Raw genomic sequence first — 17,716 nt, 5'->3', positions numbered from 1 at the left:
GCAATAGGGGTGTGGATCAAGGAGTGGGGCTGGGGTGCGTGCATCGCGCGGCGGCGGAGGGAGCCACCGGAGGTGTTGGGTGGCGACTGACGAGCCGGGGTACCCGTGCATCGCGCGGCGATGGACGGCGATGGACGGGGAGCGATGCGACGAGGTGGGTGGCCCAAGCCCGCGACGCCGCGTCCCCTGTTGCCGGGCACTCCAGCGTGGGGCGGCATCACAACGCCCCAACCGCGCGGCTGACCAGCCGCAGGCCCAGGTCACCGGGCGCTCCGGCCGTACGGAACGCGCAGCCGGACAGAACGCGCGGTGGCCCCCGGACGGGATATCCGGGGGCCACTGACAACCGTTCACCCGGCCGCGGACGGACCAGGGCGGCTCAGCCGCTGGGCGCGGGATCGGTCGACCCGCCCGCATCCTCCGCATCGGTGTCCGTGGCGGCATCGACATCAGGATCAACGTCTTCGATGTCCTCGCCTGGCGGGACGATCGGTGCCGCCTGATCAGGTGGCACCACCTCGCTTCCGGCCGTGTCAACGACCTTCACCTGTCGCAGCAGGAAGGCGAGTGCCTTGCTCCGCAGCGCGTCAATCATGATCGCCGAAAGGCCATCCCCCTGGGCGAGCTGCTGAGCGAAGGCCTCGGGACTCATGCCCATGCGCTGCGCCCGACCGATCACCTGCTCCATCAGCTCGCCCTGATCTATACCGAACTGCTCGGCATCAATCACAGCGTCCAGGATGAACTGCGACTTCAGTGTCCTCTCGACGAGTCGCCGCACATCGTCGAGGCGCTCCTCGTCGGTCCGGCCAAGTGTTTTGAGGTAGGCCTCACGGTCAACGCCCATCCGTTCAAGATCATGAACGAAACGATGCTCGCGAGCCTCGACCTCGCCATCGAGGACCGAGACCGGCAACGGCACGTCAACACGCTCGATCAGAGCGTCGAGAACACGCTCACGCGCCTGCCCGAGCTGGTCGCGCTCGGCCTCACGGACAAGACGCTCCCGGATGTCCGCAAGCAGCTCCGCCAGCGAGTCGAACTCGCTGGCGGTGGTGGCAAAGTCATCGTCAAGCTCGGGAAGCTCACGCTCCTTGACGCCCCGGACGGTGGCCGTGACCTCGGCCGAGCTGCCGGCGAACTCACCGGCGAGCAGTTCGGTCACAAAGGTACGGCTCTCTCCTTCGTCGGCACCGATGACCGCCGCGTCCAGACCGTCGATCAAGGTGTCGCTACCGACCTCGTAGGACATACCGGCAGCCTCGGCACCCTCGACGACCTCGCCGTCCACGGTCGCGGAAAGGTCGAGGGAGATGAAGTCGCCGGTCTGCACCGGGCGTTCGACCGGCTTGAGCACGGCGAAGCGCTCACGCATGGTCGTCAGTTGTGAATCGATCTGCTCGTCAGTCACCTCGAGCGCGTCAACGATGACCTCAAGGCTGTCATAGTCGGGAAGAACGATGTCCGGCCGGACGTCCACCTCCGCTGTGAAAACCAGCGGGGCACCGTCCTCGAACGAACTGATGCCGACCTCGGGACGGGACAGAACGTCTACGTCCTCCTGCTGCACGGCATCGGTGTAGAAGCGCGGCAAGGCGTTCTGGATGGCCTCCTCGAGGATCACTCCCCGGCCAAGACGCTGGTCAAGGATACGCGGAGGCACCTTGCCCGGCCGGAAGCCGGAAACCCGGACTTCCCGTGCGAGTTTGCGGTAGGCGGCGTCAACGGACGGCTTGAGCTCGTCGAAGGGCACCTCGACGGTCAGCTTGACCCGGGTGGGACTTAGGGTCTCCTTGGTGGCCTTCACGGCGCGGCTAACTCCTGATGCGGCAGTGGATCGGATGGACGCGCCGAGATTACCGGTCGGGGCGGGGAGACTCGAACTCCCGATCTCCTGCACCCAAAGCAGGCGCGCTAGCCACTACGCTACGCCCCGAGGCGTTGCTTCAGTATCCTACGGGTAGTGTAAGCGACGCTCCGCGGGTGTAGCTCAATGGCAGAGCCCCAGCCTTCCAAGCTGGCCATGCCGGTTCGATCCCGGTCACCCGCTCCGCCTGCTAGGCAACGGCATCGCCGTTCGGCTCCGCCACGTCAGAGGGGCCGCGTGCCCTGTCCGTGCCCAATCCCTTCCCGCCGTTGCGGTTGCCCGCGATCGTGGCGTCCATCGCCCGCGCGATCGCGGCTCCCCGCCGGTCGGTCGCGTGCAGGTACACCAGCGCCGCACGCATCGAGGCGTGCCCCATCCGGTCCATGAGTTCGGCCAGGTTTGCACCCGCCTCAGCGGCGAGGCCGTTCGCGGTGTGACGAAGATCGTGAAAGTGGAAGTCGGGCAGGCCGGCGCTCTCGCACGCCGCGCGCCACCCAGCGGCCTTGTTGAAGTTACGTCGGCTGATCACAGCACCTTTCACCCCCGGGAACACCAGACCATCCTGACCCGATGCCGCATAGGCATCGAGATGGGCGCGCAACTCGGCCGCGAGCGTCGGGGGCAGCGCCACCGTACGCTGACCCGCCTCGGTCTTCGTCGGCCCGGCGAACGGCTTGCCTTTGCTCGGCTCCACCCAGGTCGAGGCCACCTCAACCGTGCCCCGGTCGAGGTCAAGCCGGCGGCGGGTGAGCGCGACCAACTCACCCCACCGACACCCGCTGAACGCCGCAAGCAGCACGAACGCCCGGAAGCGCGGACGGACCGCGTCCGCCAGGGCGTAGACCTGATCTACAGTCGCCGTTGTCCGTTCCCGGGGCCGCTCCACCCCCGCACCCCTGATCTGACACGGATTGCGCGGCATCAGGCCGTCCACGACCGCTGTGGCCAGGATCACCCGCAGCAGCCGGTACGCCTTCGCCGTCGTGCTCACCCCCTCCTGGTGCACCGTGGTGAGTTCCGCATGCCAGGTGCGCACCACATCCGTGGTGATCGAGGACAACGGCCGCGACCCGAGATACGGGTTTATCTGCCGGCGCAGGAGCCGCGCGTACAGCTCCACCGTCCGAGGCCGTAGATCGGTCCGCTCCCGCTGCCAGCGCGCGGCGAAGTCCTCGAAGCGCACCTTCGACCGGTCCGGATCAATCCAGCGACCACGGGCCATGTCAGTCCGGATCTCAGCAAGGTGGGCGTCGGCGTCCGCCTTCGTCGCGAACGTTCCCGGTGCAGCACGACGCAGACCATCTAGACCTGGATACCGGACCTGCCAGCGTCCCGACGGAAGCTTGCGTACCGTCCCGAACACGCGCTTGCTCACCGCAGCGCCTCCACCCGGCCGGCGTTAATGAAGGCTTCGACATCAGACGCGCGGAGCCGGACGTGTCGGCCCAGATGGTGGAAGGCAATGCGCCGCTCGGCGATCAACCTGCGCACGAACCGGACGGACGTACCCATCGTGTCGGCTACCTGGGCAACGGTCAGGATCTTGTCTGTGGGCACAACGGCGAGCGCCGCAACGCTTCGCTGTCCGCCGGGACCAGGCGTGGTCTTCGCTGGGACGGCGTTTTGCCGTCGGGTTGTGGTGGTCACGCTGTAGGTGCTCCTTCCGGGAACGCCTCCGCGGCGTGCTGGCCGGCGGTGGTGGGTTCATGAGTGGGCGGTGTTGTCCCGAGCCGGTGTGGCACAGGGTCAGGCCGCCTGCTGGTCGATTCGGGCGGCTTCCCGTCGTGATCGGGCTTGGTTGGCGGCCATGTCGGCGAGGGCCTGGTCGCCGGTGCGGGCGTAGCCGGTGGAGTGGAACTGCCAGGTGGCGAGGGTGATGACGTGGTCGTCGTTGAAGTCGCGTCCCCAGGCGTCGAGCGGGGTGCGCTCCTCGCCGGTGGGGGTGTGGGTGCGGGTCCAGGTCCGGCGGCGTTCCCGGCAGGTCGCGAAGGTGATCGAGTAGCGGCGGGATTTGGTGAGCCAGTGCCCGCGGTAGCCGAACATGTGGGCGTTCTCGCGGAGGCGGTGTTCGGCCATGTCGGGCCAGCCACCGAGTTCCCATGCGGTACGGACCAGCCGGGCCTGGTGGGGGGTGAGCGTGGGGAGCAGGGTGTATAGCTCTGTCAGGGTGCGGATGCGGCGGTAGAGGACCCCGGAGTCGGTGATGTCTTTGGTGGCGTATTTGGGGATGTAGTTCGCGACCTGCTTCGGGGTGATTTCTCCGCCGGTGACGGCGATGCGTTGGGTGTTGTTTTGTTCGCCCCATCGGGTGTGTACCGGGGAGGTGTGGGGGCCGCCGGGGCGGGTGGGGGTGTGGCGGCGGGGGTTCGGGCAGGGGTGGCGGGCGTGTGCCACGGCCCAGTTCCAGGCGGCGGCGAGGGTGTCGACGGTGAGCCATCCGGGGGGTGGTTCCCAGCTGCCGGGGGGTGTGGGGGCGTCGGCGCGCAGGATGGCGTGGAAGTGGATGAGTCCGCGGTGCTGGCCTTCGGCGACTTTCACGTAGGAGATCCGCACGAGGGTGCGTAGGGTGCGTTCGCGGTGTCCGGTGACGGTGGCCAGGCGTCGGATGGTCAGGTCGATGGTGCGTTTCCATAGCCGGGAGCAGGTGGCGTTCCACAGGACGGCGGCGGGGTAGTCGAAGCAGTCCGGGCAGATGGCTTGTCCGAGGAGGGGGTCGGTGTCGGTGTGGACGCGGGTGCAGCGGGGGTGGCCGTGGCGGCAGCGTCCGGGGTGTTGTTGGCAGGGCCGGATGCGGCCGTGGTGGCGGCGTTGGGAGTGCACCGGGCCGAATGAGGGTGCGGTGACGGTGACGAACAGGCCGGGGTGTTCAGCGATGGTGGTGGGGACATCGTGGCCGCCGTCGACACCGGCGTGGACGATCTGCCAGGCGTCCCCGGCGTACAGGTAGGAGCATGACGGGCAGACGCTTGCGCGCCGGTTCCCGCAGGGTAGGAGGATCGTGCCGTCGGGCTGGCTGGCGGAGTCGAACACCTGCTTGATTTCGCCGGTTGCCGTGTCGACGTGGCGGATGCGGCCGGTGAGGCGGATGGGGCGTGCGCATCCGTGGATGCGGGTGATCTGGGACCACAGGGCGGTGAAGGTGCCGTCCTCGATGCGGTCGGTGGATGCGGTGCGGACGTCGGCGGGGAGGGTAAGAGTGGTCATAGGCCGAGTCCTTCGGCGGTGAATCCGCCGGTGATCGCGGCGTGGATCTGGCGGGGATTCTGGCCGTTGCGCTGTCCGCAGTCGGTGAGGGCTGCGACCGCGGCGGCGGGGGTGAGGTGGCCGGTGTCGACGAGCCGGGCCAGGCCGCGGGCTGCGCCGTAGAGGGTGGTGCGGCGGCGTCCTTCGGGGGCCCGGTCGACGGCGGCCAAGGTGGCGGCGATCAGAGCGGCGGGGTTGGAGATGGCCCCCCTGTTTTCTCGTCGGGTCGGCTCGGTTAGGGGTGTGCGGATCGTCGGGGGTGCGGGGGTCCGGATGGCATCGATCAGGGTGGGGGGCATCTCGGCGACGGGCCGGCGGCCGATCCACCGGTAGGGGTGGCCGGTGGTCGGGTGGACCGAGGGTGGGGTGACGACGTATCCGCCGTCGCCCTTGATGTCGATCCCGGGCCGGCTGGGGAGTGGGCGGGACCGGACGGTGTGGCCGGGGTGGGTGTAGTACAGGTGCCAGCCACCCCCGCCGGTCGCCACGGTCGCGGTCGGGGTCATCAGGTTTCGGTCGAGCTGGCCGCCGTGGTGGGGGTCGATGTCGACCACGACCAGTCCGGACGGTGTGCCGGTGCGCACGGCCAGCAGGCCGTCCGGCACCGCGGTGAGCATGGCGGCGATGTGGGTGTGGTCCTTCGTGGCGGCGTAGAAGCCGTGGCAGGTCAGGCAGGTACAGGCCTGCGGGTCGTGGGCCGGGCCGTCTTTCGTGGAGTGGCAGGCCGGGCAGTTCGCGACGGGGCGTTTGGTGCGGCCCAGGACGAACACCGCCCGGCCGGTGTCGATCAGCGCGTGGGCCGCGGTCAGGCGGGGGTCTTCCGGCTGGTTGGTGTAGGTGTAGGTGTAGGTGTAGGTGGGGATACCGGCGCGTTCGGCACGGTCACGGGTGTGGGTGGCGCCGCGGCTGCCGTCGGCGATGAACGCCAGGCACAGGTCCGGCCCGGTGTTGACCATGGCCGTGTTGCGGTGGGGTCCAGCGGCGCGGCCGTGACGGGCCCAGTCGGCGGGGTGGCGTTCGACGTGCCACCCGTGGGCGGTGGCGATGTCCTCGGCGATCCGGTCGGCGCCGGTGGGGCAGGCGCCGCAGACCAGCACGACCCGGCGGCCGGCGGCGTCGCGGGCGGCCCGGTTCAGCGCGGCGGCGATGGTCCGCCGGTTGGTCCACGTCCGTGACCCGGTGACCAGGATGCGCATCGGATGGGACGGCAGATCCGTCCCATCTGCACAAGGCACGGTCATGGCGCATCCCCGGTGGTGGGGGGCAGGGTGCCCCAGTGGGTGCCGAGGATCTCGGCGTCGGCGGTGATCGGGATACCGCGGAAGGTGGTGGTCATGGTGGTTTCGAGGAGTCGGCGGACGTCCTCGGCGCGGGTGGTGGGGACGTGGAGGATGACTTCGTCGTGGACGAACAGCCACAGCGCCTCGTGCAGGCCGTGGTGGGTGGCCAGCTCGTAGACAGCGGCGACGAGGAGATCTCTTGCCGTGCTCTGGACGGCGTAGTTGGCGTTGGCGTAGGGCCGGTCGGGGTCGGCGGGGATGCGCCGGCCGGACCCGGTGACCACGACCGGCACGGTGGCCATGTGACGGGAGTAGGCGGCCACGCCGGGGTAGGCGGCCCGCCAGCGGTTCACCACGTCGGCGGCGACCTGCTGGGTGGCGCCGGTGGCGTTCATCAACGCGCCGATCCCGCCGCCGTAGATGGTGCCGAAGGTGGCGCGTTTCGCCAGCGTCCGTTGGGCCTTGGTGAACCCGGGGCCGAACAGCAGCCGGGAGGTGGCGTCGTGGATGTCGGCCCCGTCGAGCAGGACCCGGGTCAGGGCCCGGTCGCGGGACAGCGCGGCGGTGACCCGGACTTCGACTTGGGAGAAGTCGCAGGAGATCAGGGTGTGGCCGGGGTCGGCGCGTAGGCAGTGCCGTAGCCGGGGGTCGGTCTTCTTCAAGGTTTGCAACGCCGGGTTGGTGATGGACATCCGGCCGGTACGGGCCCGCAGGGTGTTGATCTGGGGGTGGAGCCGGCCGGCCGTGTCGGCGGCGGTCAGGAAGCTCCGCAGGTTCGCGATCGTGTTCGAGGTGGCCGCGACGTGGCGGCGGGCGGTGAGCATGGCCCGCACGTCGGTGGGCAGGGTGAGCCGGCCGGTGTCGAGGTCACGGGCCAGGGCGGCCAGCGTGTCGGCGCTGACCTGGAGCCGGCCGGTGGCGGTGCGCGGGCCGGGTACCTGGTGGGAGTCCAGCCAGGTGGCGAACGCCGGGCTGGTGGCCGCGCATCCCACGGTGGTGCGGATGACCTGGTCGGCGTGGTGGTGGGTGGTTTCGGTCTGGTCGAGGAGCCGGCGGGTGTAGGGCTGGTCCAGGGCCAGGCCACGGATCGTGATCCCGGTGGACTGCGCGGCGAGCCACTGCTCGAGGTGGACCAGGTGGGAGAACGGGGCGCAGGCCTTCATCAGGACGGGCAGGAGCCGTCGGACGTAGATCGCGTCCAGGCCGGCGTAGACGACGTAGGCCGGGTCGTCGGTAGGCAGGTTGGCCCATCCCCAGGTTTTCCACCGGCCCCCGGCCCGGTGAGTGGCGGGGGCCAGGGCCTGCATCCGGGCGTGCAACACCTGCTCGGCCACGACCAGTCCATCATCGAGGTGACGGGCGGTGAGGGTTTTCAGGCCGTGGCCGGCCCGTTCGTCCGGGTTGACCAGCTTGGACAGCAGGTGGGTATCGATGACCCGCTGGCCGAGCGCGATCCCGAACGCTGACCAGATCGCGAGTACATCGAAGTTGGTGTGGGTGACGAACCGGCGGGCCGGGTCAGCCAGCAGGTCGACGGCCGTGGCCCGTTGGGCGGGGTCGGCCGGGTCCAGGACCCAGCCGATGGTCGGGGTGGCGACCTGGACCAGGCGCAGCCCGGCGGCCGGGCCGAAGTGACCGGGCCCGGTATCGGGCAGGGGCCTGGTCTCCACGTCGAGGCCGAGCATCGCCTGCCCGGCCACATCCCGGCCGAAGGCGGCTGGGTCGAACGCGCCGGGCCGCGGGGCATGCACGACCATCCGGTGGCCGTGGTGGGTACGGTCGTAGGTCACCATCACCGGCCTCCTGCGGGGGTGGTGCAGGTCGGACAGACCCACAACGGCGGCGGGTCGGCGAGAACCATGACCGTGCCGTGCACGTCGCAGACCAGCGGTACCGGTGCGGGCAGGACGACGGTGAGCCAGCTATAGCCGTCCCCGGCCAGCGCGACGGTGACCGGGCCGGTCGGGTGGGCCTGGTAGCCCAGCGCGGCCGGGGTGCCCGGCCCGGTGGTGGTGTCGGGCAGGTCGAACAGGGCGGTGGTGGTTGGCGGGGTCATCCGTGCACCTGCACCACGGCCATCAGGTGCCGGTAGGCGGTGTCCGCAGGGTCATCGATGTCGGTGGGGCCGCTGTCCCCCCGTCGGCCGATGACGACCTGCTCGCCGCGGAACGCCCGCAACGCGTCGGTCAGGTACCGGTTGTGGCAGTGCCACTCGTCCGTACCGCCGTCGGTGGTGGCGGGGATGTCGGTGGTGGCGGACTGCCCGTCCGCGCCGGTCATCGTGACCGTGAGCCGGCCGGCGTCCATGGTCAGACGGACCGGGTCATCTCGACGGCCGGCCGGGGTGACCCGGGTGACCGCGGCGAGCAGCATAGCCCGGTCGGCCCGCACCCGGTGTGTGATCGTGTCGGGGGTGAACGCGGTGCGGACCGGGGGGAATTCGGCGTCGATCAGCCGGGTGGTGACCTGCCGGCCGTCCCAGGCCATCCCGACCCGGGCAGTCCCCTCGGGGTTGGTATCGGCGTGCAGGGTGACGGTGCCGGTCATGGTGCGGGTAAGGGTGGTCAGGGTGCCGGCGGGTACCAGCATGGCCACCGGTTCCCCGGTGTCCAGGGGCCGTTCGTAGGGCAGGTCGAGGATCGCGGCGCGGTGGCGGTCCGTGGCCTCCAACGCCAGATGGTCCCCGACGGTGACATGGACCGCGGTCAGCGCGGGCAGGGTGGGGTCGTGGCCGGCGGCGGGTGTAACCCGGTCCACGCCGTCGCGGAGCACTACCGCGGGGATGCGGCCGACCTCGGTGGGTAGGTCGGGCAGGGTGGGGTAGTCATCGGCTGGCATCAGGGGCAGGCAGGCCTGGAGGCCGGGGCCGCGTAGGTCGAGCCGGCCGGCATCGGGTAGGAGATCGACCGGGCCGTCGGGCATCGTCGCCACCAGCCCGGCGAGCACGGTACCGGGCACGAGCATCCGCCCGGGGGTGTGCACCGTGGCCGGGATGGTCGCGCGGACGGCGGTGTCGTAGTCGAAGCCGCAGACGGTGATCGTGGCGTTGTCGGTGGCGTCGAGGAGCAGCCCGGCCAGGATCATCTGATGGGACGCGGGATGCTTCGGCAGGATACGGGCCGCCCACAGCACCGCCGGGCGTAGGTCAGCAGACTCCACGGTGGCCTTCATGCCGCACCGGCCGCAAGGTCAGTGATCACGTTTGCCAGGTGTTGCGCGAGTGCGGACAGGTCCATCGGCGCCATCGACGCCGTGACCGGATGGTCTTCGAGTATCCGGCGGGCCGTCTGGTACGCGACCGAGTCGATGTCGGGTAGCACCGTCGGGAACGGCGACGCTGTCAGGAGGTTTCCGGGCATGATGAGCAGATCCCTTCGAGGGGTGAAGTGGTGGCGGCGGGCCGGCCCCACGGGTCTGGCCGGACGACGGGGGCCTGCCTGCCGCTACCACGCGATCGGTCAGGCTGCTGTGGTGGCCGGGTAGCCGGCCGGGGATGCCCAGGGGTCGGGCTGGCCGGGGGAGATCGAGAACGGGTCGTCGTCGGTGGGTGTGGCCGGCGGGTACTGCCCCGGTGCCGGATATGGGTAGGCAGCTGGGGCTGGGGCTGGGGCCGGGTGCGGGGAGTAGGAGCCGGTAGCCGGTGCTGGGCCGGTCGGGGTGCCGCGGGTGGCCTTGACAACGCGGGCGGTGGCGAACTTCAACGACGGGCCGATCTCGTCGACGTCGAGCTCGATGACGGTGCGCTTCTCGCCCTCCCGGGTCTCGAACGTCCGCTGCTTGAGCCGGCCGGTCACGATGACCCGCATGCCTTTGGCCAGGGACTCGGCGACGTGTTCGGCGGGCTGGCGCCAGATCGAGCAGCGCAGGAACAGCGCGTCGCCGTCTTTCCACTGGTTGGTCTGGCGGTCCAACACCCGGGGGGTCGAGGCGATCGTGAACGCGGTGACCGCATCTCCGGTCGGGGTGAACCGTAGTTCGGGGTCTCGGGTCAGGTTCCCGATCACCGTGATCGTGGTCTCTCCAGCCATGACGGTGTCCTTTCAAAAAAGGGGGGGTGAGTGCGTTTCTTTGTTCCGCTCAGCCGTCCACGACGCGGCTGTCGTACGGCACTGTTGTCACCGGATCAGCCTCCCTATCGCCCGAACGAGCCGGACGGGTAGGCCCAGGACGAACGCGAGGAATGTCGCCTCCGGAATCCGCGGCAACGCCAACGCCGCAACGGTCGCGGCGGCAGTTGGTACGACCGGCGCGCCATACCACAGCGCCACCACCGCCAGCACGGTAAACAGTCCGGCACGGACGTACGGCGCCCGCGACAACGGTGTGATGACCCAGCGGTGGCAGGGATGGGCGCAGGCCGGCACCAGCTCCCAACGGCGCGGGTCGGCCATGGAACCGTCACGACGATTCCGGTAGGCCAGATGGTGTATGTCCAGCGAGCGTTCACCACGCCGGGCACCGCAGACAATGCAACTCTTGACCGTCCACCGGGACCGCCAGTGCTGTTCCTTGCGTTCCCGCCAGCGAGGGCCGGACATGTACTCACGGTAGGCGGGAGAGAAACGGGCCATTTCCTATTCCTCCACATCCCGGGTGGATTCGGCGTCCACCCACCGGGCACCACGGCCCGCGAGTGGCTCCACCAAAAACTGGGTGCGTCCATAGGACACGCGAGTGTTCTTGACCGAAACGGCAACAAGCACTTTCCCTCGCCCGGGGACAAGCCACAGCCGTTCCGTACCTATCGCCCACCCGGCGACATCGAGATTCATCGCGCGTCCTTACCCTCATTGCCACCCCGGTAGCCGGGGTCGACGTGCCCGCCGGGTAGCGCCCACCGGCCGGCATACGGGTCCTTGCCTCGGCGGATCAGCAGGACGTGCGGGGCACCGGCGGGGTTGGCGAGCGCGATCACGTCGGCGGTCAGCCTGACGACGTCGAGGGCTGCGGACATGGAGGTACCGCCTCTCCGTACATAGGGGTGATCCACAGGTTGTGGAAGGGGGTGGGTGGCCGCTGTCGCCAGGGCATCTACTGCCGGTGGATGGCGACGTTCCGTCACGGCCGGGAGGGGGCTCGAGGTGGATGACGCAAGGTCGTGCCGGTGGTCTCTGGCGTGCCCTCAGGGGTGCTGTATGGGGACGTCACAGGGCCTTGCAAGGGCTTGCGTCGTGCCTTGCGTCGTGCCTTGCGTCGTTGCTTGCGTCATCGGTTGCGTCGTCGAGCGTGCGTCACTGTCCGTTGTCGGTACGGGGTGCGTGATCAGCGTGGATGTAGGGGCCACGGGGAACCGGCTGCACGACCTGGCCGGTGGCGACGGCGGACCGCAGCCACTCGGAGACCGCCTGCCGGCTACGGTCGTGGCCGTCTTTCACGATCGCTTCCCAGATCTCGGTGGCGGTCTTGCCGGCCGGGCCGGCGGTGTAGAGGAACTCCAGCATCCGGCCGCGGATCTCCGCTGAGGTCAGCTCCGTCGCGGCCGGACCGGTCGGGGTGGACCCGGCCTCTTCGGGGTCGGGGGTGGTCTGCTCCCAGCCCGAGACGATCGCGTCGAACGCGGCGCGGTCGGCGTCGGCGGCCAGCCGTTCGGCGCGTAGCTGGGCGGCCAGGCCGTCCATGGCGCCGGTGTCTATCCCGCTGGTGGTGTCGGGGTCGACACCGGGGGGCGCGGGCCGGCGGGTTTCCCTACCGGTGGTGCTGGCGGGGGTCATCTCCGCGGGGGTGTCGGTGGTGAGCCAGGCGAGCCGGTTTGGGGCCCACCGGGTGGCGTAGGTCGGACCCGCGAGCTGGACGGAGGGGGTGTCGAGGGCGGGCCGACGGTCGGAGACGGCCAGCGCGACGCGCTCGATGTCCTGGGGCTTGAGCCGGTAGACCTGCATCGGGGAGGGGCGTCCACCATCGACCGCGAGCCAGCCGTTCCCCGGGTAGGGGGCGTCCTCGGCGGACAGGCCGGCGGAGTTGGCGAACAGTTTGTGGAGTTCCTCGGGCTCACCAGGCTTCATCATGATCTGGATGGCGGACTGCACCCGGGCGTCGATCCCTCCAAGGGCAGACCCGGTGGGTCGCAGGCTGCACCGGATCAGGTTGACACCCTCGGCGCGCAGCTCTTCCTGGATGGTCAGCAGGTCCTCGCCGAGCGTGACCCGGGCCCGCTCCCGGACCCCGTCCCCGGTGATGCTCTTCGACTCGTCCACGATGATTGTGATCTGGGGAAGGGTGGCGGACACCGGCAGCAGGTCGGTGTTGTGGGCGTGGCGCAGGTCCCGGTAGGCGGTCTTGCGGCCCCGGCCGATCGCGATCGCGGCCCGCGTCATCAGTAGCGCCTCCTCCACGGTGGCCGCGGCCCAGTCGACCGCCGGCCGCGGGGCCTGGCGGTGCAGCCAGGGCCGTAGCCATGCCTGCGCCAGCCCGCCGCCGTTGAGGTCGATCACCCAGACGAGCTGGTCGACCATCTCCGACAGGCGGGCGATGAACACGTGCAGCAGGTTCGTTTTCCCGCCGCCTTTCTGCCCGACCACGAGCACGGTGCGCTCACGGGTGTGCACCAGGGCGGGGGCAGAGTCCCGGAGCCGGCCGATCGCGTAGTCGGTGGTGGCGGAGCTGTTCGGGTGCTCGGACGGGTAGGGCAGTGCGGTGGCCAGGGCGTTGAGGGTGCTCACCCGCAGCAGTACCCGGGACCGGCGGGCACCGGCACTGACCTCCACCGTGCAGCCCTCGGGTAGGTCCGCGTCGGAGGCGAGCCGCTCCGCACGGGACGCGATGTCGCGCCAGGTCATGCCCCCGCGGGGCAGTGCCACTTCGACGGTGTAGCCGGTCTCGTGCTCGTGGCCGTCGGGTCCGAAGGTGGTCGGCCAGGTCTGTACGGCGAGGACCCGTACCCCGCGGGCAGCGCACACCTTGGTGAGTCGTTCCTCCCACTCCCCGGCCCGCGCCTGCCGGGCTGTGATGGCCAGCCGCAGGTGCCGCTTCTCCTGCTCCTGGCGTTCGTGGCGGGCCAGCGCCGGGGCCAGGACCCCGGCACCGACCGCACCGGCGGTCAGCATGCCCAGGTGGGTGACGTCCCATGGGGTGGTCGCCAACGCCCGGGTGATCCACGCCCCGGCGCAGGCGAAGCAGCCCGCCCGGTAGCCGATGCTGCCGGCGGACAGGTCCGCACGCCGGCCGCTGATCACCGCACCGGCCGCGCCAGCGGCCCCGCCGATCGCACCCCAGTGGGGGTCCAGGTCGGCGGCGTGCCCGAGTGCGGCGGCCGTGAGCGCGGCACCGGCGGCGTTGATGGTGCCCATGACCGGGCCGTGGTCCCACTCGTCCCGGCCGGGCAGGGCGTCGCGGATACCCATGTCACACGTTCCACTTGTTCTCGTTGGTACGGGGGGCTTCCTGGCGGGCCAGGTCGTGTTCGTGGGCACGGCGGGCACCCGGCTCGATTTCCTGCGCGGCTTGGCCGACCATGCGGCTGACCCGGCTCATCTCCTCGAGCAGCGCGACCACGGTCGGGGCCGCGGGTAGCTCGTCGTGTGTCTTCACGGCCAACGTTGTGAAGATTTTCGCGAAGTTCTCGCACATCTCCGGGAGCTGCTTGAGGTGGCCGAAGAACTCGAACATGGTGTCGGGGTCGTATTTCGCTACCGCGGCCACGGCGTCTTCAAGGTGGGCGGCAGGTGCGAACTGGCTCACGGGTCCTCCGGGAACGGGAGCGGGACGGAACGCAGACGGCGGCTGGTCGTCGGGGTGCGGGACCGGCGCGGACGGTGTGGCCGGTGTCGTGCCGGTGGGGTCTGCGGGCCCGGCTGGCGTGGGGGCCTGCGGGTTGTTGACGGTGTCGGCCACACCGCCGTCGTCCACCGGGGCTGTCTGGACGGGACGGCGGTGGTGAAGCCATCGCCACGCGCTACGCGTTCCCGCGCCGCCGGTGGCCAGGAGCGCGGCCAGGGCCCGGCGGACCCAGCGACGCCGCACCCAGGGGCGTAGCGGATCACCCCGCCATGCCGCCCGGACCGCACCCCGCCCCGATGGGTGGGCACGGAGCGCGCGCCGGGCGTCGGCTATCGCACCCGCAGCGCCGCGTCCGGTACGGCCCAGCGCACGCGCGGTACGCCTGGCCGCACGACGTACCCGTACCGACAGCGGACCGGCGGGACGCGTAGCAGCGGTGCTAGACGTGCCGGGACCGGTCAGCGGTCCTGCGTGGGGTAGCCGTAGTCCCGGCCCGGACCTACCCGGGCGGGCCAGGTGTCCCCGGTGTGATCCGCCCCCTGTGCCCAGCCGCGGCAGGTTCAGGCGGCCCAGACCCGCGACCCGCCGGCCTGACCCGGCCCGGGTAGTCCCGTTTCCGGAGCGGCCCGAAGCCGGCCGGCCCGTCCGGCCTGCGCCACCGGACCGGGTCAGTGACGCCAGCGGCGGCATTCCAAGGGCCAGTGATGACCGGGCCGGCCGGTGTGGCCGGGTGCCCGTACTGCCTGGGGCGATACTGCCGGTTCGGCCTGGACGGCGATCCGGGCGGGTCATCCGGAACGCGGCGGCCCCGATCCCGGCCCCGGCCGCGACCAGCAGCCCGGGTAGTCCTGCCGCGGTGTACAGGCCCGCGCCCGCGGTGGTCGCGGCCTCACCAGCCAGGACCGCCAGCGGGCCGAGCTGTACGTGCCCACCCCGGCCGCGTCCCCCTGATACCACCGGCGGGGCTGAGGGTCGATCAGGTACCGGTACCCAGCCGGGCTCTGACACGTCGGCCGGGGTGGTGTTCCCCGCCGGTTTCGACGGCTGCTGGTTCTCACGGCTGGTACTCACCGGGCACTTCCCGCGGTGGCTGTCTCCCGTTCCCGCGGGGAGGGCACGGGAAGGATCTCGGGATCGGCGGTAGTGGCTGGTGGGACGACGGTCAGCCGTGGTCCGCGGTCCGCGCGTTCGGTCAACAGGCGTCGGGTGCGGGTCAGGCCGATGCCGAGATGCGTCGCGGTGGCGCGCACGGATTGCGCCATGATCGTGTCGTCTCCCAGTGCGTCCAGCGCGTCGTGCAACGCGTCGTCGGTCGGTACGGGTGGGGTGCGACGGGCAGAGCGTGGTACGCGTGACCCTGTGTCGGACCGTGCCGGCCGGTGAGCCGCGGGCGTGCCAAGGGGTGGTTCGGACGCTGGTCCGGACTGGTTCGGATCGGCCTGTTTGCTCAGGTCAGGCCGTGAACTCTGGTCCACAGACGGCGGGTCCGCGGTGTTCGTATGCACCACAGCCGTGCCAGCCGTGGCCGCACCGGGGACGGCCATGGGTGCGCTGTCACCGGGGATGTGTACGGACCGGTGAGCGCCGATCTCGACCAGGCAGACCGAGGCGACGACAATCAGTCCGTCCACCGAGAACGGGATCAGGTGCGCCGACGCTGGTGACTCGCCGAACCGTTCGCACACCGCGACGGTGTGCCAGTAGGAGACCCACCCGGCGATGCCCGCGATGGCGGTGGTGGCCGCGCGCCGTGGCCATGCCAGGCGCGGGCGGACCACGGGTACCCGCGCGACCAGCTCGATGGTCAACAACAGGGCCAGCGGGGACCAGGCGCCGATCGCACGCGCGACCAGTGTGGGCTGTGCGTGGAGGACGTTGGCGACCACGGATGCGGCCATGCCCAGGATGAGCACGCCACGGACGGCTGTGCGCAGACGGCCGGTCATGACGTGACCGTCCAGAACCGGTCCGGGTGCCGCCAGAAGAGCAGGTCCACCCCGACCGGCAGGTGTTCGAGCAACCGGCGTGCCTGTACCTCGCTTACATGCTCCGGGGCCAGCGCGATCAGGATCTCGCCGGTCTGGCGGGAGACCACACCGTGGATTACCGGCAGGGTGTAGCCGGCGGTCATAGCCGCCAGCTCGTCTGTGGCCACGACCCGGACGAGTGTGCCGTCGGCGGTGAACTCCGCGATCTGCGTGACGCTCATCGGGTCACCTCGTCGGCCACAGCACGCAGACGTTCCGCCAGCTTCTCCGGCCGGCCCGCCTCCAGATCTTTCCTCAGCAGAAAAATCTGGAGTTTCAGCCAGGCGTACCACTGGTCAAGGTCGCGGAGGTAGTCGAGGGCGGCGGTGCAGTCCGCGCTCGTCCAGGCCCATGCGGTCAGCCGGTCCAGCTCCCCGACGGTGAACGCCTCGAGGAACGCATGTGCCAACTCACGATGGCGGCCGTCCGGCACGGTCTCGCGCCGAGCAGGCGGGGGTACCTCATACGTGTCGTCGTCCGGGGGGACGCACTCCGGGTGCGAAAACCCGATGCCGTCATCGGCGCCAGGGCCGGACACCGGGTCGTCACAGAACCGGCACGGATGCGCGACGGCCGGCTGGTCGAGCGTGGCCTCCCGGACCACGGCCAGCGCCGCGTCCTCCCGGCTGTACCAGCACTGTCCCAGCGCCCCGGTCGGGTGCACCCGGCCCGCCCAGCTGTAGCGGGTGACGCGCCAGATCCTGCCGACCTCCACCCCGCCTGCGACGACCAGGTACTCGGTCGATCCACACGAAGCCGTCGTCTGAAGCTCGAATCCGCTCATGCCACAGCCGCCAGCGTCCCGGGAACAGCGGATGGTCGGGTCGGACGGTAGGTGGCGGTGTCCGGGTCGGCGGTAAACCCCGCGGCGACCCTGGCGAGGTCACGGCGGGCCGTGGCAAGCCGACGGGCCGTCCACGTGCTCTCACCGTCAGACGCCACGGCAATCTCCGCGTCCACCACCGCCAACTCTGCGGCGATCAACGGAGTCTCAGCAAGGATCGCGGCGAGGTCCGCAGCGGACGGCTCCCCGTCCCCGCCGGGTGCGTCGTCGGCCGCAGGTGAGTCGGTCTGGGTGAACGCGGCGCGAGCCGGAGGCATCTCGTCACCGGTGAAGTGGTCCCACACCCGGACCCGCACTCCGTCGATGTCCAGGCTGATGTGCAGGCCGAACGCGTCCGGGAAGTCGTACGTGACGAGCAGCGGCAGACCCAGCGCATCGGCCGCGGCCCGAAGAGCGGCCAGGCGAACCGGCACCGTGTCAGGCCCGTCCTTCGTGACACCCCCGGGCCCGGACACTGCGGCCTGTAGGTCCGCTGACGAACCGTAGTCGGTGGTGGAGATGGCGACCCGGGCGCCTGTGGGATCGACCGCGGGGCCGATCCGGGTGAGCAACTCAATACCCGCACGGAGCGCATCAACCTGACGCGCAGACGACCCGCCAGCGGCGGGTACCGGATCAGGCTCAGGCAAGGCATGCTGAAACACGGTCAGACCTCCCGAAAGGTCGGATCTAGGCCACGCCGGTGCGCAAACACCGGCCAAGGGCCGAATCTCAGGCCCTCAGCCGGTGTTCCAGCACC

19 protein-coding genes and 2 tRNA genes are annotated in these 17,716 nt (G+C 70.5%); 1 reads left to right on the top strand and 20 read right to left on the bottom strand.

Features of this window, described 5'->3' with window-relative positions; translation table 11 throughout:
- Positions 1–379: 379 nt before the first annotated feature.
- Together tig and MJ777_RS12665 are read right to left on the bottom strand one after the other, a co-directional pair.
- A complete protein-coding gene (gene tig, locus MJ777_RS12670; RefSeq protein WP_239313603.1) occupies positions 380–1,807 on the bottom strand; it encodes a trigger factor in 1,428 nt (475 codons plus the stop codon).
- Positions 1,808–1,863: 56 nt separating this feature from the next.
- A tRNA-Pro gene (locus tag MJ777_RS12665) sits at positions 1,864–1,936 on the bottom strand.
- A gap of 43 nt (positions 1,937–1,979) precedes the next feature.
- Here MJ777_RS12665 and MJ777_RS12660 point away from each other — a divergent pair.
- Positions 1,980–2,050 (top strand) — tRNA-Gly (locus tag MJ777_RS12660).
- Between the two features lie 7 nt (positions 2,051–2,057).
- Here MJ777_RS12660 and MJ777_RS12655 read toward each other — a convergent pair.
- From MJ777_RS12655 to MJ777_RS12570, 18 genes are all read right to left on the bottom strand, one after another.
- Positions 2,058–3,242, bottom strand: coding sequence for a site-specific integrase (locus tag MJ777_RS12655; protein WP_239376297.1), 1,185 nt, complete (start codon positions 3,240–3,242; stop codon positions 2,058–2,060).
- Positions 3,239–3,424, bottom strand: a complete 186-nt coding sequence (locus MJ777_RS12650) for a helix-turn-helix domain-containing protein (RefSeq protein ID WP_370652714.1) — start codon at positions 3,422–3,424, stop codon at positions 3,239–3,241. The genes MJ777_RS12655 and MJ777_RS12650 overlap by 4 nt, the downstream gene beginning before the upstream one ends.
- Before the next feature lie 189 nt (positions 3,425–3,613).
- Positions 3,614–5,071, bottom strand: a complete 1,458-nt coding sequence (locus MJ777_RS12645; RefSeq protein WP_239376293.1) for a replication initiator — start codon at positions 5,069–5,071, stop codon at positions 3,614–3,616.
- Positions 5,068–6,351 (bottom strand): bifunctional DNA primase/polymerase, encoded by a 1,284-nt coding sequence (locus MJ777_RS12640; RefSeq protein ID WP_239376291.1) that lies wholly within the window; start codon positions 6,349–6,351, stop codon positions 5,068–5,070. The genes MJ777_RS12645 and MJ777_RS12640 overlap by 4 nt, the downstream gene beginning before the upstream one ends.
- Entirely contained in the window at positions 6,348–8,183 is a 1,836-nt protein-coding gene (locus MJ777_RS12635) for a DNA polymerase (protein WP_239376289.1), read from the bottom strand. The genes MJ777_RS12640 and MJ777_RS12635 overlap by 4 nt, the downstream gene beginning before the upstream one ends.
- The gene (locus tag MJ777_RS12630) at positions 8,183–8,446 is read right to left on the bottom strand and encodes a hypothetical protein (RefSeq protein WP_239376287.1); all 264 of its coding nucleotides are present in this window, start codon (positions 8,444–8,446) and stop codon (positions 8,183–8,185) included. The genes MJ777_RS12635 and MJ777_RS12630 overlap by 1 nt, the downstream gene beginning before the upstream one ends.
- The gene (locus tag MJ777_RS12625) at positions 8,443–9,549 is read right to left on the bottom strand and encodes a DNA polymerase III subunit beta (RefSeq protein WP_239376285.1); all 1,107 of its coding nucleotides are present in this window, start codon (positions 9,547–9,549) and stop codon (positions 8,443–8,445) included. The genes MJ777_RS12630 and MJ777_RS12625 overlap by 4 nt, the downstream gene beginning before the upstream one ends.
- An 8-nt stretch (positions 9,550–9,557) precedes the next feature.
- Positions 9,558–9,749: a hypothetical protein gene (locus MJ777_RS12620; RefSeq protein ID WP_239376283.1), complete on the bottom strand. Its 192-nt coding sequence runs from the start codon at positions 9,747–9,749 to the stop codon at positions 9,558–9,560.
- 99 nt (positions 9,750–9,848) lie between these two features.
- Positions 9,849–10,418 carry a single-stranded DNA-binding protein gene (locus MJ777_RS12615; RefSeq protein WP_239376274.1) on the bottom strand — a complete coding sequence of 190 codons (570 nt, stop codon included), beginning with the start codon at positions 10,416–10,418 and terminating at the stop codon, positions 9,849–9,851.
- Between the two features lie 87 nt (positions 10,419–10,505).
- Positions 10,506–10,961 carry a hypothetical protein gene (locus MJ777_RS12610; RefSeq protein ID WP_239376272.1) on the bottom strand — a complete coding sequence of 152 codons (456 nt, stop codon included), beginning with the start codon at positions 10,959–10,961 and terminating at the stop codon, positions 10,506–10,508.
- Positions 10,962–10,964: 3 nt separating this feature from the next.
- Positions 10,965–11,162, bottom strand: a complete 198-nt coding sequence (locus tag MJ777_RS12605) for a hypothetical protein (protein ID WP_239376270.1) — start codon at positions 11,160–11,162, stop codon at positions 10,965–10,967.
- Complete coding sequence (locus MJ777_RS12600; RefSeq protein WP_239376268.1) at positions 11,159–11,344, bottom strand: NUDIX domain-containing protein; 186 nt, start codon at positions 11,342–11,344, stop codon at positions 11,159–11,161. The genes MJ777_RS12605 and MJ777_RS12600 overlap by 4 nt, the downstream gene beginning before the upstream one ends.
- 277 nt (positions 11,345–11,621) lie before the next feature.
- Positions 11,622–13,730: a hypothetical protein gene (locus MJ777_RS12595; RefSeq protein WP_239376266.1), complete on the bottom strand. Its 2,109-nt coding sequence runs from the start codon at positions 13,728–13,730 to the stop codon at positions 11,622–11,624.
- Position 13,731: 1 nt separating this feature from the next.
- Positions 13,732–15,177, bottom strand: a complete 1,446-nt coding sequence (locus tag MJ777_RS12590; RefSeq protein ID WP_239376264.1) for a hypothetical protein — start codon at positions 15,175–15,177, stop codon at positions 13,732–13,734.
- Complete coding sequence (locus tag MJ777_RS12585; protein WP_239376262.1) at positions 15,174–16,052, bottom strand: DUF2637 domain-containing protein; 879 nt, start codon at positions 16,050–16,052, stop codon at positions 15,174–15,176. Before MJ777_RS12585 ends, MJ777_RS12590 begins: the two co-directional genes overlap by 4 nt.
- Positions 16,049–16,315 (bottom strand): hypothetical protein, encoded by a 267-nt coding sequence (locus tag MJ777_RS12580; protein WP_239376260.1) that lies wholly within the window; start codon positions 16,313–16,315, stop codon positions 16,049–16,051. Before MJ777_RS12580 ends, MJ777_RS12585 begins: the two co-directional genes overlap by 4 nt.
- Positions 16,312–16,917: a hypothetical protein gene (locus MJ777_RS12575; protein ID WP_239376258.1), complete on the bottom strand. Its 606-nt coding sequence runs from the start codon at positions 16,915–16,917 to the stop codon at positions 16,312–16,314. The genes MJ777_RS12580 and MJ777_RS12575 overlap by 4 nt, the downstream gene beginning before the upstream one ends.
- The gene (locus MJ777_RS12570; protein ID WP_239376256.1) at positions 16,914–17,606 is read right to left on the bottom strand and encodes a DUF6284 family protein; all 693 of its coding nucleotides are present in this window, start codon (positions 17,604–17,606) and stop codon (positions 16,914–16,916) included. The genes MJ777_RS12575 and MJ777_RS12570 overlap by 4 nt, the downstream gene beginning before the upstream one ends.
- Between the last annotated feature and the right edge of the window lie 110 nt (positions 17,607–17,716).

Source organism: Protofrankia sp. Cj5 (genome assembly GCF_917627405.1).
Lineage (GTDB): Bacteria > Actinomycetota > Actinomycetes > Frankiales > Frankiaceae > Protofrankia.
Note: the sequence above shows the minus strand (reverse complement) of the source record. Positions and strands in the feature narration are given on the sequence as shown.